General features: G+C 39.7%; 15 protein-coding genes. 3 read left to right on the plus strand and 12 right to left on the minus strand.

What is annotated here, in order from left to right; translation table 11 throughout:
* Positions 1–15 precede the first annotated feature (15 nt).
* A complete protein-coding gene (locus CLV32_RS03325) occupies positions 16–1413 on the plus strand; it encodes a DUF5723 family protein (protein ID WP_133552361.1) in 1398 nt (465 codons plus the stop codon).
* On the opposite strand, the gene tsaB is transcribed toward CLV32_RS03325, so the two are convergent.
* The 8 genes from tsaB to mscL all read right to left on the minus strand — a co-directional run bounded on the left by tsaB (position 1410) and on the right by mscL (position 6173).
* A complete protein-coding gene (gene tsaB / locus CLV32_RS03330; RefSeq protein WP_133552363.1) occupies positions 1410–2096 on the minus strand; it encodes a tRNA (adenosine(37)-N6)-threonylcarbamoyltransferase complex dimerization subunit type 1 TsaB in 687 nt (228 codons plus the stop codon). The genes CLV32_RS03325 and tsaB overlap by 4 nt on opposite strands.
* Positions 2097–2118: 22 nt before the next feature.
* Positions 2119–2349, minus strand: coding sequence for a membrane protein insertion efficiency factor YidD (gene yidD / locus CLV32_RS03335; protein ID WP_133552365.1), 231 nt, complete (start codon positions 2347–2349; stop codon positions 2119–2121).
* On the minus strand, positions 2336–2731 hold the full coding sequence (rnpA, locus tag CLV32_RS03340) for a ribonuclease P protein component (protein ID WP_133552367.1): 396 nt from the start codon (positions 2729–2731) through the stop codon (positions 2336–2338). The genes yidD and rnpA overlap by 14 nt, the downstream gene beginning before the upstream one ends.
* Before the next feature lie 58 nt (positions 2732–2789).
* Positions 2790–2948 carry a 50S ribosomal protein L34 gene (gene rpmH, locus CLV32_RS03345; protein WP_083251894.1) on the minus strand — a complete coding sequence of 53 codons (159 nt, stop codon included), beginning with the start codon at positions 2946–2948 and terminating at the stop codon, positions 2790–2792.
* Between the two features lie 102 nt (positions 2949–3050).
* Complete coding sequence (locus CLV32_RS03350) at positions 3051–3791, minus strand: LytR/AlgR family response regulator transcription factor (RefSeq protein WP_133552369.1); 741 nt, start codon at positions 3789–3791, stop codon at positions 3051–3053.
* Positions 3784–4824: a sensor histidine kinase gene (locus CLV32_RS03355; RefSeq protein WP_243732227.1), complete on the minus strand. Its 1041-nt coding sequence runs from the start codon at positions 4822–4824 to the stop codon at positions 3784–3786. The genes CLV32_RS03350 and CLV32_RS03355 overlap by 8 nt, the downstream gene beginning before the upstream one ends.
* Positions 4825–4845: 21 nt before the next feature.
* A complete protein-coding gene (locus CLV32_RS03360) occupies positions 4846–5616 on the minus strand; it encodes a LiaF transmembrane domain-containing protein (RefSeq protein WP_133552371.1) in 771 nt (256 codons plus the stop codon).
* A gap of 113 nt (positions 5617–5729) precedes the next feature.
* Positions 5730–6173 carry a large conductance mechanosensitive channel protein MscL gene (gene mscL, locus CLV32_RS03365; RefSeq protein ID WP_133552373.1) on the minus strand — a complete coding sequence of 148 codons (444 nt, stop codon included), beginning with the start codon at positions 6171–6173 and terminating at the stop codon, positions 5730–5732.
* Between the two features lie 172 nt (positions 6174–6345).
* Here mscL and rpoN point away from each other — a divergent pair, with 172 nt between their 5' ends.
* Positions 6346–7818, plus strand: a complete 1473-nt coding sequence (gene rpoN, locus CLV32_RS03370) for an RNA polymerase factor sigma-54 (RefSeq protein WP_133552375.1) — start codon at positions 6346–6348, stop codon at positions 7816–7818.
* A 4-nt stretch (positions 7819–7822) separates the two neighbouring features.
* Here the strand turns inward: rpoN and CLV32_RS03375 are convergent, their stop codons facing one another.
* The 4 genes from CLV32_RS03375 to CLV32_RS03390 all read right to left on the minus strand — a co-directional run bounded on the left by CLV32_RS03375 (position 7823) and on the right by CLV32_RS03390 (position 12033).
* The gene (locus CLV32_RS03375) at positions 7823–8836 is read right to left on the minus strand and encodes a PorP/SprF family type IX secretion system membrane protein (protein WP_133552377.1); all 1014 of its coding nucleotides are present in this window, start codon (positions 8834–8836) and stop codon (positions 7823–7825) included.
* Position 8837: 1 nt separating this feature from the next.
* Positions 8838–10916 (minus strand): gliding motility-associated C-terminal domain-containing protein, encoded by a 2079-nt coding sequence (locus CLV32_RS03380; RefSeq protein ID WP_166641868.1) that lies wholly within the window; start codon positions 10914–10916, stop codon positions 8838–8840.
* Positions 10917–11003: 87 nt separating this feature from the next.
* Positions 11004–11468, minus strand: coding sequence for a response regulator (locus tag CLV32_RS03385; RefSeq protein ID WP_133552381.1), 465 nt, complete (start codon positions 11466–11468; stop codon positions 11004–11006).
* 100 nt (positions 11469–11568) lie between these two features.
* The gene (locus tag CLV32_RS03390; protein ID WP_133552383.1) at positions 11569–12033 is read right to left on the minus strand and encodes a response regulator; all 465 of its coding nucleotides are present in this window, start codon (positions 12031–12033) and stop codon (positions 11569–11571) included.
* Positions 12034–12152: 119 nt separating this feature from the next.
* On the opposite strand from CLV32_RS03390, the gene CLV32_RS03395 reads away from it, so the two are divergent.
* Entirely contained in the window at positions 12153–14447 is a 2295-nt protein-coding gene (locus CLV32_RS03395; protein WP_133552385.1) for an Rv1355c family protein, read from the plus strand.
* Positions 14448–14449: the final 2 nt, after the last annotated feature.

Genomic DNA, 14449 nt, shown 5'->3' on the forward strand with positions numbered 1-14449 from the left:
GATCCTCCACCTTCTATGAAACGCGTATTTCTCTTACTATTTTTTTGCTTGTGCACTTACCAACTTCAGGCACAGCAGTTCGGACTGTTTAATACCAACACACTATTTGACGGATTTGAAAATCCTGCGCAAAAAACATTCGTCCTAGATTCTTCCCGACAATATGCATCTAATTTTTTACTTCCCTATCTTGGGTTAAATGCCGCTAATAAAGGTGCATCTAATTATACCGTAAGACGACTTACTAATGAAAGTATCTTTTCCGCAAGAAATCTTTCTCTTGGAACCGGCGAAACTAACCATGTATATGCAAACGCGAACATTTATTTACTTACACTGAAAATATATACATCTTACAAATTCCAGAAAGAACTTGGTTTTTCATGGCAGGTTAGAAATGACGGAGATGCGACCTATCCCAATGAACTAATTGCAATTGCTGATAACTATAAAAGGTTTGAAAATGCAGTTTACCCGGATGCCTTTAACACCGAAGGATATAATCAATCTTATCATCAATTTAGCATTACTTACCGCGAAAATCTCAACAAGAGACTTGCATTTGGTATTAAAGCAAGTCTGTTGAGTGGCATCACCTATAACAGGCTCAGTGTCACCAAATCTTCCTTCTCACTTGATGAGATTGAGGATCGACTAAATATTGGACTAACTGGACGCTATCAGACCAATATTTTCCATAACGAAGACGTGGGTCGTTCACTTTTATATCCAAATTTTCGAAATCCCGGTGCTTCATTAACTTTTGGAACAAGCTACCGATCTAAAAGAGGCATAACCATCATTGGAAATGTGAAGGATTTGGGGGTAATAAGATGGAATAATGCCTCTCACGATATTATTTTAAATAATGTACAGCGTACAATTCAAAATTTAAGTACCAGTGCCAATTCTGAAATAGAGGACGAAATTAAAGATCTGTTTAGATCCTCTGATCGCAAAAGCGCATTGTATACGCTTACAAATGCGAAAGCAGATTTCCTGATATCTAAACAATATGCCTTCTACAAACCGAGTCTGATCGTTTCAAAAAACCTCTTTTACAAAGGTGGCGATGTAGCCTTCGTGAATAGCTTCAAATCAGACAACTTTTTGTTCAGTGTGATACCTCAGTACAACATGAATGGATTTGTAATGGCTGGGGTACAAGGCCTCTATAAAACACCTAATTTTGAGGCCTTTCTTGGCTCAGATAATATTGCAAAATCAATTGCAATCCGCAGCGATCCAGAAACCTCCTCTGGGTATAATGGTGCGTCATTTTACATGGGGATGGCCATTAAGTTCGGTTATGTTGTAGAACATCCGCTTAATACCAGCCACATGCCAGGTATTGATGATCAGTCTCGAAGTTTCTTTAGCAGTATCTTCAACATCTTCAAAAAGAAACGCTAAAACTGCTTTTTAGGTTGCGTAAGCATAAAATCCTTTAGGTAGAAGGGTTCGAAATAAGCTAAATCTTCGAAAGATTTCGTTTCATAAGCGCTTAAAGACATCAGAGACATATATGCAGCAGAGTTAAAATTTAGTGTAGAAAAAGCAGCGTTTGGAGAGTGAATTATTGTACTGCATTTTTCTGCCCCATCTCCGATAAAAGTAATAAGATCATTAGAAAGTTCTTCTTTGAAGGATTCCGCATCAATTATTTTAGCTGATACAGGAAGCAAAACTGCAGCATCCGCTGTATATAAAGCAGTATATACTTCTAAACGCCTGGCGTCAATCATCGGGCAAACCATCCCCTTATATTTTGCATCAGTAGCAAGAAATCCTGCAACCATTAAGTCAAGTGTAGGAACACTAATTAGTGGTTTATCTAACGCAAAACAGAGACCTTTAGCAGTTGAAACTCCAATCCGGAGTCCAGTATAAGAACCCGGTCCTTTGCTTACAGCTATAGCGTCCAATTCTGAAAGCTCCAGATTTGCCTGTTTCATCACTTCCTGAATAAACAGTGTGAGACTTCCAGCATGAACATTTGGTGCCACCACTTCTTTCAAAGCTATAGTTTCTCCATCTGCCGATATGGCTACCGAACAGCTTTGTGTTGCAGTCTCTATTTGTAAGATTCTAACCATTTTTAAAAAGATTTCAAACCAATCAGGGTACAGGATCATGCCCGTGTTTTCCCCAGGGATGACAACTACCAATTCGCTTTAAAGTGAGCCATCCACCCTTAAATGGCCCATATTTCTTAATTGCTTCAATTCCATACTGAGAACAGGTTGGTGTAAATCTACAACTGGCACCGAGCACAGGAGACAACACCAATTGGTACACTCTGATCAAGAGTAGAAAAAGCCATGAGAAAAGCCAATTAATGTACTTCAAGGTTTCCCAGATTAGTGATAAGTTTTAGTAAACCCATACGCAGTTTCTTCTCCATGAAGTCAAATTCATGCTTTTCTTTACCAACAAACTGAAGTGATAATAACAAAAGGCCTTTTTCTTGCTGAAGTTTACCCAGCAACACATCCTCCTTTTGAAGGCGATAAGCTTCACGGATCCTACGTTTGATCAGATTCCTGTCTATTGCCCTTTTATATCGCTTTTTAGATACGTTAATTACTACCTGAACAGGGGATTCAACTATTTCATCTACACGAAGATATGAAATGCGAAATGGATATAACAAAAAAGAAGAACCGTTTTTAAATAGCTGGTCTAATAATTTCCTGCTACATAACCGTTCTTCTTTAGAAAATGTTTTCATGTTTTGATCGCTTTTTGCAGACGTTATTGATCTGCCAGCACACAGTGCTGCAATCAAATTATGCCTTGTGACGACGTTCGTCAGAAACTGATAGTTTTCTTCTTCCTTTTGCACGACGAGAAGCTAATACTCTTCTACCGTTTGCTGTAGCCATTCTTTCGCGGAAGCCATGTTTGTTTCTTCTCTTTCTTTGCGAAGGTTGGAATGTTCTTTTCATAACTGTATTATATCTTAACTGTATTTTTTAAATAAGAAGTGCAAATATAGCTGGATTTTTATTTAAATGCAAATCCTATTGGAAGTGTTTGTTTTTTTATCCCTAAATACCCAGAGCCTGCTTTAATTTGACATAGCCGGACTTACTTACAGGTAACCAAATCCCGGATTTCAACAGTACAACATAGCTCTCTTTTTCCTTAAGTTCAATTTTGGTAACCTCGGACATGTTGATCAAATACGACCTGTGTATTCTTATAAACTGCTCTGGATCCAATGTTTTCTCAAAAAAAGACATCGTTTTATTCTTCTGATAGCTTCCTTCTGCTGTACTGATTTTCACATAATCATCGTTCGCTTCCAGATACCGGATATCCGATGTAGCGATTATCTTTATAACCCCCTCTTTTTTTACGACCACCCTATTTCGCTGCGATGCGTTTAGTGATACTTCTGAAAGCAACTGCGCTGTTTTTTCAGTTTCATCTGAAGCGAGTCTGGTCGACAATTTCTGTATCGCAGTCCTGAATCGTTGTTGTTCTATTGGTTTCAATAAATAATCTACAGCGTTAACTTCAAATGCCTTTATGGCAAATTCATCAAAAGCTGTAGTAAAAATAACCGCTGGTCTATGCTCTAACAACTCCATCATTTCGAACCCATTGATCTTTGGCATTTGTATGTCCAGAAAAATCAAATCAGGTTTAAATTGAGCAATTGCTTTAACACCCTCAAAACCGTCACTGCATTCGGCAACAATTGCTATTTCAGGAAATTCTTTCAAATAGTACCTGACTATATCTCTTGCTAAAGGCTCGTCATCAATTAGTATCGTCTTAATCATATTGCGGAATTCTGAGCGTTGTTATAAAAAGGCTGCGGTCAACAGTCTGGGTTTGCAATAAGTTGTTATCTGCAAACAACAAATATAACCTTCTTCTGATAGCAGACAAACCAAAACCCGTTCCTTCGGTACCTTGCATATCTGGGTCATATGGATTCTGGACAGATATTAACAGTGTACCGTGATCAGCCACCACACGTATTGTTATTGTAATCGGCGCTGACGTGTTGTACAAACCAAATTTAATCGCATTTTCTACGATTGGTTGTAGTACAGTGCCAGGCATCCTCATGCCTAATGAGTTTTCATCTACTTGTACATCAAGGTTTAGCCGGTGACTAAACCTTACTTTTTCTATATCCAGATAAAGTTGGATATATTCCATTTCTTCGGCCACCAAGATTAAGGTTTCATCGTCCCGCTTGAGTGTTCCCCTTAAAAAAGAAGCCAGTTTTGTGATCATCGTCCCCGCTTCTCCAGGATTAACGATAGTAAGTGCGTATACAGAATTTAGGCTATTGAAAAGAAAGTGCGGCTGCAACTGATGCCTCAATTTATTCAGTTCGGCTTCTTTTGCCAGATTCTGTGTGTCCAAAAGCCTGCCCTGTGCCTCAGACTGCTCTTCTAGCTTATACCATAGTAGATTGGCAATACCACTCCAGGCCAGGAAAATAAATACGATAATAAACCGTAATGCAATTGTTAGCTTAAGGAAATCCAGGTACGTTACATCTCTTATAACTTGCTCTAGTAATAAATTACCTGAAAAAATAATAATCAGCGATAACATGAAAGCGACTACCACGGTATATAACGTCACATCTTTTTTAGGCTGATAAAAGCCAAGTAAATTACTTAAGGCAATACAGGCAAAACCGAGAAGACCATTCGTAATCAGGCTATCAATAATGGATATATACACGCTGAAGTTTAGCGTATAATAATATAGTAATGCGACAAGTACGGTCCAGCCGAAAAAAATAGCTGCAGCACTTTTTTGAATTCGCTTCTGCGAGAGTGGTCTGGTTGTCAATTGATCTCTACTTAAGGGTTTCTAAAAACTTTTAATTTCTATTCCACCAAACACCGCCGTCCCCTGCAGGATTACTATTTTCGCAGGCTCCGCATCGCCTGTCTGCATTTTTCGTTTATCGTCCACTCCGCCAAATAAAGCTGTAATTTCCGATTTAACCTGCCATCCTGAAGGAACCAGCATTTTGACACCCCCAAAAATTGCAACAACATCAAGTATAATGGTTCCCTCGAAATCCGCTTGGGTCAGATTCAACTCACAACCGCCAAATACGCTGACTACCTCACCGCCCTTAAAATTTTTAGAGAATACATGCTGGTGAGAACCGCTGAAAATATTCACGGTATCCACAATATCAAACCGATCAGAGGATTTTGCCTGGTTATTCTGTGCCTCAGCCGGGCCGAAATCAAATTCTGGATTAGGTTTCTCAAATTCGCCTTCTTTATTTCGTTTAAATTTACGGGGTCCTTTTGGTTTAAAAATAATCCACAGTCCGAGTGCAATTAAAAATACCGCAGGGGCAGACCTTCCAAAATCCAGATCGGTAATCTTACCTAATGTAAAATAACTACCGAGTCCAAAAAGTATCAACCAGCCGGCACCCCTAAAGTTTCTCTTAAAGCCAATACACAGACCGATCACCATCAGAAACGTACTCCAGCTAAAAACCCACCCAGGAATATACATTCCAAGGTTCCTAAGTAGGAAAATTAACCCTACCAGCAGCATGATGACACCGCCAACTAAACGTTTGGATTGATTTTGGTTAGTATTGATATGATTTTCCATGACTATTTTTTTTATTAAAAGTAGGCATCAACATATCATCTACATATAGACCGTGTTTGAACAAAGCCAAATAGCCGGTAAAATGCAGTTATTTACCGGTAAACAAAGTAAGGTTATTTTGATTTTAAAATGTCCCTGATCTCTCCCAGTAACATTTCTTCTTTTGTTGGTGTCGGCGCGGCTTTAGGTGCTTCTTCTTGTTTACGTTTCATCGCATTTATGGCCTTCACCATCAAAAATATGATAAAGGCAAGGATGATAAAGTTTATTACTTCAGTCACAAAATTTCCCCATGCAAATACAGGCCCGGCTTTTTTTGCGTCTTCAAGAGAAGCGTTTGGATTAGTGGCAACAAATTCCCTCACCTTGGAATTCAGTGGAAAGTAAAAATTGGCAAATCCCTTATCACCAATCAATAAACTGATGGGAGGCATGATAAGATCGTTTACCATAGAGGTGACGATTTTCCCAAAAGCCCCACCGATGATTACACCGACCGCTAGATCTACCACGTTACCTTTTACGGCAAACTCTTTAAACTCCTTAATAAAACTCATACCGATTTCAGAATAACTAGAGATGAATACGTTAAAAGTAATAACTTTATTTCAAAGAATGAACGTTTAAACTCCAAAAAATCAACTCGCTACTAATAATAGTAACCGCGATTAGTTTATATCTAAATCAAATGCCTATTTTTGATCGTCTACAAATACCCTTTGCTACACCATGCTTAAACAACATTTACAACAAAAACTACTTCAGAAACTTTCTCCTCAGCAAATACAGTTCATTAAACTGTTGCAAGTACCTACTGTGGCCTTAGACACCCGCATAAAAGAAGAACTTGAAGAAAATCCTGCCTTAGAGGATCCTAGTTTGATGATAGCAGAAGAACCGAAGGGGGAATATGATGACTTAAATGATGCACCTGATGACTTCGATGCAGGAGCAAAAGAAGAGCATACCGACGAATTTAATGTGGATGATTATCTGCAAGACGACAGTGTGAATGACTACAGTACATCTTACAACAATGGAGATGACGACGAAGAGAAAAAAGAAACGCCGATAGCTATCGAAAGTACTTTCTTTGAAAGTCTTCAGGAACAACTTGACCTCGTGCCTTTATCAGATAGTGATTTTATCATCGGGAAACAAATCATTGGAAGCCTTGATGATGACGGATATCTCCGCAGACCTATAACTTCCATGATCGATGACCTTGCGTTCTCTCAAAATGTTATGGTGGAAGAAGAGGATGTGCTCGAAATGCTTAAAGTAATTCAGAGCTTTGATCCCCCAGGGATCGCAGCAAGAGACCTGCAGGAGTGTCTCACCCTCCAATTGAAACGTAAAGACACAAATAATCCGATCATTTTAAAAGCTATTGTTATCGTAGAAAATTATCTGGATGAGTTTACCCGTAAGCATTACGACAAGTTGGAGAAATCTCTAGGGTTGAATAGTGAAGACCTAAAAGAAATCATCAATGAAATCCTAAGGCTCAATCCAAAACCGGGCGATTCTAATCAGGTTACAACTAAGCAACTTCAGGTAATTCCTGATTTTCATATTTCTAATAACGATAGTGTACTTATCCTGACACTAAATTCAAAAAACGCACCTGAACTTAGAGTAAGCCGGTCGTACATTGATATGTTTGATCATTATGATAAAGCAGCACAGAAGGATAAAAAGCTGAAAGAAGCGGTTCAATTTGTAAAACAGAAACTGGATTCCGCAAAATGGTTTATCGATGCTATAAAACAAAGGCAACAAACTTTGTTAAAAACGATGAACGCTATTATGCAATATCAGTATGAATATCTTTTAACAGGCGATGAGCGTAAAATGCGTCCGATGATTCTTAAGGACATCGCAGATAAAATAGATATGGATATCTCTACGGTGTCTCGCGTAGCAAATTCAAAATACGTACAAACAGAATTTGGTACTTTTCTCCTTAAATCCTTCTTTTCCGAAGCAATACAAACTGAAAGTGGTGAAGAAGTTTCCAACAAAGAAGTAAAGAAGATTCTGGAAGATTGTATAGGGAATGAAGATAAGCGCAAACCCCTTGCAGATGAAAAATTGACTGAAATCCTTAAAGACCGTGGTTATAATATCGCTAGAAGGACTGTTGCCAAGTACCGGGAACAAATGAATATTCCTGTAGCTAGATTGCGCAAGGAACTTTAAACACTTACCACATCCGCGTACTGCTTAACACATGGTAAATATTGTTAAGTTGAAAACCAAGTACAATCTCGTGACTACCATTGGTATAACTTCTCAATTCAGAAGTTGTCAGATCATACGCATATGTTAAGTTCATGAAGTTGTTGATATTGATGCCTGCGAGCGCAGCATAGGAGTCATTTTTCCTATAACTACCTCCTATCCAAAACCTGTCTTTGAAGGAAATCTTAAGATTGGCATCTACACTGAGTGGTGTAGCTTTTGCATGACGGAACATCAATGATGGAATAGCAGAAATATCTTCGTTAAAAAACAACTTATAACCAGCGGTCACAAAGTAATGTGCCACTTCTTTTCCCTGGGTATACGCCGGATCACTTGTAAATGACAGTTTCTGAGGAAGAATTTGTTGGGCGGAAGCACCAGCAAAAAAACGAGCGCCATATAACCATATACCGAGACCTACATCGGGCTTAAACTGACTAATAATCGTATTGGATAAAGCAGGATCCTGCGGGTTTTCGAGCTGTAACGCATTAGCATCCAAAGCAACTCTGTTAAAACCTGCGGCAACACCAACGGATAGGTTTAGGGCATCGTTTAATTCCAGATGATAAGCATAGGTTGCATTTAAATTAACTGTACTTATTGGACCCGCCTTATCCACTACCGCTACAAAACCTACTCCATGATGGGCGGGTGATGACATATAGTTTTGCATGTAGTTTCTACTCATTGGTGGCTCGCCATTCGCAGGCATCGTCAAGGGGTTCTTCCACAAATAATCATCACCGAGGGCCCAGTTGGCAGATACAAAACTAGTTCGTGGAGCGTCTGTTATACCCTGCCACTGTTGCCTAAATCCAAGTTTGACATCTGTATAATTCTCTATCCCACTCAAAGCTGGATTCAAAAGATAATTATTGAAAATATATTGCGTGTATTGTGGTTTTTGCTGAGCAGAACAATACCCGATAGTTAAAACAAAAACAAAGACAAGTCCAATTTTGTAGCTCACGTTATCTGATTATAGTTAATGGACCTGTTTTATTTTGTTTTCCATTTCTCGGTGTAATAATATAATAATAGGTTCCCACTGGTAATGCCTTTCCCTGGTAATTACCATCAAAGGGATTTGCATATCCAATGCTTGAAAATACCTTTTCCCCATTTCGGTTAAATACTTCAACCAGTGAATTTAAGTAAGTATTTAGTAATTGCAAATTCCAAACATCATTTATTCCATCTCCATTTGGAGAAAAAGTATTCGGAATATCGAAACTATCCACAACCTGTACCAACACTTCCGCTGTAGTTATGCAGCCTAAATCAGATGTCGCTGTCAACGTATACAATTGATCATGGGTTGTGGAAACATTAGGATTAATGATCGACGGATCGCTTAGACCAGTTTGAGGACTCCATTTGTACGTTAAGTTAAGATTCTTCGTTGACCCTTTGATGTTAGTGACACCGCCAGGGAGAATTTTAACCACATCCGGTAAAAAAATTTCCGGCTGCACAATTTCAAAGTCATAGGTGTAAGTAACATTCCCTGAAGTACAAGGATTTAATCCCGCTTCCAGATCAGCATTAAGTGTAACCCGGTGCGTGCCCAAAGTGCCATACGTTACACGCCCGGGATAGACATATTCATATTGCAAAATACCCTCAGCAGAAGTCGTAATTGTAGCCACAGGATTTGTAACTGTTTTATTTAAACTGGCATCTTCAAACTTCCAGTTTAATGTTTTAGCGGCTCCCGGCAAAATAACTTTCACAGTAAGCGGCTGCCCGATACATCCATCATCCCCGGTAACGTTCGCATTCACGTTTGTTAGTTTCAAAAAGTTACTCACAGCTAAATTAGTTCCCGCCGAATAAGCGTAAGACTCAACATTACCAAATCCGTAGGCCATGGCATTAAATCCCTCGTCAGCAGAAAGTGTGAGACTTGTGGAGTTCGAATAGGGGATTTGGGCATACGAATATGCAGGATTGGAGCCCATTTGTTTCCAGATCGCGTTAGCTGGAACACCATTTATTTTAAATGTAGAAACACCGCTGGTCTTCATAAAAACATTAAGGTAAAACTCCTGAACCGTTCTTACGAAAGACGCAAACAACGTAATTTGCTTAATGTTATACTCCTCGGGATTCAGAATAACCATATCGGGATCTCCTGTAACCGGAGCAGAGCTTGCAGACAATGAAGATTGCGAGTAGGCAAATTGGGCAATAGAAATCGGGAGGTTCGCGGTAACAAGATAAGGCGTCGTAAGTGGTAATGCAGCGGGCACATAAACCTCACCAGCGTTTAAGCTAGCCGTTTGCACGCCATCAATACTGATCTTTGTATTGTTCTCGGCCGCTATAATTTTGTAATAATAATTTCGGTCTATAAAGGGAATAATACCATAAGTCTTGCCCCAGCTTTCGAGAGGGTATAGCTGCTGTATTAGCGGATCTGCACTATTTCCCTGGATCGCGATACCGGAATGTCCGGAAAATGCAGCAAATTTCTGACAACCGTTGGTTTGAATCAGTGTACCGGTAACGTCTTTGACATCCAAAAACTCATACATATCTCCCTTCTTACTCAAATGCACCGAAACGTCGATACCATTATTATTTTTCAGTGTAATGTCAGTGTTGTCTTCAGTAGCAATTACAATAATATAAGGTTTTCCGCTGATTCCATTAAAGCCAGCAACTGTAGGAGAAGCTTCGCTCATCGCATAATAACGCTGTCCCATTACTTCAGTAGGAAGTACAAGGTAAGCCTCCGAACGTGCCTGAGCAGAGATCAGTGCAAAAACCGCTACTTTAGGCTGACCCGTATCAACAACAATATGGATCGACTTATCGCTAAGTACTTTATTTCCATCCGAATCAGCGATATTTGCCAAATCATATGGAATGGGGATCTCTACAATCTGATTGGCAGATACCGTAAAGGGTATTGCAGCACTACCGATTAATACGTTTCCCCTACTTGCTTTAGTTGCAGTAATGTAGATGGACATTTGTGCAAATGCCCCATTTGACGGAATATGCGTTGGAAAGACAGCCCAGAAATCCAAACCTTCGTTTGACACGCTTTGCGCTTTGCTTGCTGAGCTGGCAAAGCATAAACAAAAAAAACACAATATTATCCGCCACAAAGGTTTCATAAAAGCATAGCGCTAGTGCGGAAGATTTTTTTCGAGCATGTCTTCCAACTGCTGGTTTGCTAGAAGCAGTTTTTCTGTAAGCTCGCGCTTCTCTCTCCTCAACGCAAATATCTCAAATGCTTTTTCAACATTGATTCTAAGATCTTCGTCCATCCAGGGTTTCTGAATATATTTATAAACTTTACCCTTATTAATTGCATCAATAACAGCATTGATATCTGCATAGCCTGTCATCAATATCCTTATAGGCTCAGGGAAATCTGGAATTATAGATTCAAGAAATTCAATACCCGTAGTCACAGGCATGCGTTGATCTGTAAGAATCACATGTATATCTTCTGTTTCGAGAATCTTCCTTCCCTCAACTGCAGAGTCAGCGATGAAAATATTGAATTTCCGTCTGAAACCTGCTTTAAAGGAATTCAGGTTATGAGCCTCGTCATCTACATATAAAACGTTAATGGTATTGTCTGCCATTGTTATATTTAATTACTAAAGATATTTCTTTTATGAGTACTAAGAAACTAATCTGGTCAAAGAAATGTAAGTATCGCTAAAACAGCTTCTATATATCTGATTAAGATAGTAGTTTCTGTCTCAGCATAAATTCCAACTGTTCATTCACAAGCATCAGCTGATCATTCAAAACCTTATTTTCTTTTCTGAGCGCAAAGACCTCAAATGCCTTTTCAAGATTCAACCGCAACTCGTCCTCCTGCCATGGCTTAGTAACGTAAAGATAAACTTGCCCTTTATTGATCGCGTCGATTACCGCAGAAAGGTCGGAATACCCGGTAAGCAAGATCCTGATCGGATCTGGATACGTCGTTAATATCGACTCAAGAAATTCCACACCCGTCATATTCGGCATCCGCTGATCAGTGATAATGATGTGAATATCTTCGCTCGCTAAAATAGGCAAAGCAGCAGCACCAGATTCGGCAGTAAAGACACCAAACGACCTCCTGAAAGATGCCCTGAAAGCATTCAGATTGTGCGGCTCATCGTCTATATAGAGTATGTTAATCGTGTTTGTATCCATCCTGAACAAATTTACACAAAAGTCAACAAATACCATCGGAAATGATAATTATCTATGAAATATAGCTATTTTTGTATTATAAAAATCCTTATTTTTAGCCCTAAGCACATTATCTATTCATGTTACAACTCGAAAACTATCTGACCGAGAACGACTTCTCCATTGAGCCTCAATTTTTTAGAATTCATATTAAAGAAGATCAGGATAAACTTGAAAGACTTTTAGAGGCTAAACCTCACATTCGCATTCACGACCAGATCGACTCGCAACTTGATGAGTTAATCAAATCCAGGTATCCAAAGAAAAAGCCTGAACCTGATGAATTAAACGCGCTTAAGAAACAACATATCGGCAATTTTAGTTTTTTACAATATGGTGTCTGGGTATACTACCCATGGTCAGAAACACTTGTTCACCTGCTAGACGAAGCTGAATTTATAGAAATGCGTACCAATCGCAATATGTACAAAATTACCCGGGAGGAGCGCGACATCTTAGCAAGTAAAAAAATCGGCGTAGTGGGCTTATCTGTAGGTCAGTCTGTGTCGATTACGATGGCAATGGAACGTGGCTTTGGCGAAATTAGATTGGCTGACTTCGACCTATTGGAACTAACAAATCTTAACCGCATTCGTACTGGAGTGCATAATCTTGGTCTCCCTAAAGTTGTTATCGTAGCACGTGAGATTAAAGAAATTGATCCTTTTCTAAAAGTCACCAGTTTTGGCGACGGCCTTACGGAAGAAAACATGGATAGCTTTTTTCTTGACGGAGGAAAGCTTGATGTCATTATTGATGAATGTGATGGACTGGACATTAAAATATTACTCAGACATAAAGCTAAAGCGCTTCAGGTTCCTGTGGTGATGGATGCAAGTGATAAAGGAACCTTGGATGTTGAAAGATTTGATCTCGAGCCAGATCGTCCTATTTTACATGGATTAATAGACCACCTGGATCATACGAAAATAAAAGAACTCAAAACAAACGAAGAAAAAATACCATACCTCCTGCCTATGGTAGGATTGGAGACTGCTTCTGCACGTTTAAAAGCGTCTATGGTTGAAGTGGGCCAGTCGATAACGACATGGCCACAGCTCGCATCAGCGGTTACGCTCGGCGGTGCCCTTGGCGCAGATGTATCCCGCAGGATTATCCTCGGCCAATATACCGATTCAGGAAGATACTGGGTGGACTTAGAAGCGCTTATAGCTGATAAAAAACAACCTGAAAATAATGATTATACTTATATAAGATACTCCGCACCTGAGCTAACGTTGGAGGTCATGAAAGAAGCGGTACGTAATCTTGGAGAACTGCCCGAACACTTAACTGTTCTTTCTGAGACACAAGTTAACCAATTGGTTACTGCTGCAGCTACTGCGCCTTCAGGCGGAAATAATCAACCCTGGAAGTGGTTATTTGATCAGGGACATCTATTCCTTTTTCATGATGAAAAACAGTCTGCCTCATGGATAGATTTTAAAAATACCGCATCTTATATTTCCCTCGGTGCATCAATCGAAAATCTTAAAATTAAAGCAGGCAGTATTGGCCTTTCCGTAAAATACTACCCTTTCCCGAATCCTGAAGATACCAAACTCATCGCTGCGTTTACGTTCAGCGAATCTAACGGTTCTTCTTATTGTCCAGAGCTGAGCTCAGGATTGGGGTTGCGTTTAACAAACCGTAAGAAAGGCAGTCAAAAAGTGCTCCCAACTGAACTAAAACAAGAACTTAAGGAAATTGTAAATCTGAATCCAGAGGCTACACTTGAGATTATCGACGATAATGTATCGATCGCCAAAATTGCACATATCGTATCCGCCGTCGAAAGAATCAGGTTCCTTTATCCACAGGGCCATTATGAGTTGTTTGCTCAGGAGCTTAAATTCCCAGATGCGGCTGGCACTCCTATCCTGGAAGGACTTGATATCGCAACACTCGAAATCTCCGAGAGTGACCGTACGGGCTTGATGGTTGCCTCAAACCCCGAAGTCATAACCTTACTGAATAAATGGGGCGGCGGCGCTGCATTTGAAAAAATATCCAGAGGTTCTGTGTTGAGCTCTTCGGCAATAGGAATGGTTACGATGCCCACCTATTCCAATGAGAACTTCATCAAAGGCGGAGAAGCCCTCCAACGTGCCTGGATTAAAGCAAACCTCAACGGACTCGCCTTTCAACCGCTAAGCGGGGGATTGTTTATCTTTGACCGACTAAATCAAACTGGCGGTGAAGGAATGCCACAAAATATGATAGACGAACTACACCAACTTCAAGATGAACTACGAGAAGTATTTACTGTGCTAAATACGCGTACGCCATTATTTATGTTTCGCCTCTCCTATGCGGATGCAGCCTCTACCCGATCTCTCAAAAGACCCCTGGAAGATATCTTACAGTTTTCCTAAAA

The sequence above is a fragment of the Pedobacter duraquae genome, from assembly GCF_004362245.1.
Classification (GTDB): domain Bacteria; phylum Bacteroidota; class Bacteroidia; order Sphingobacteriales; family Sphingobacteriaceae; genus Pedobacter; species Pedobacter duraquae.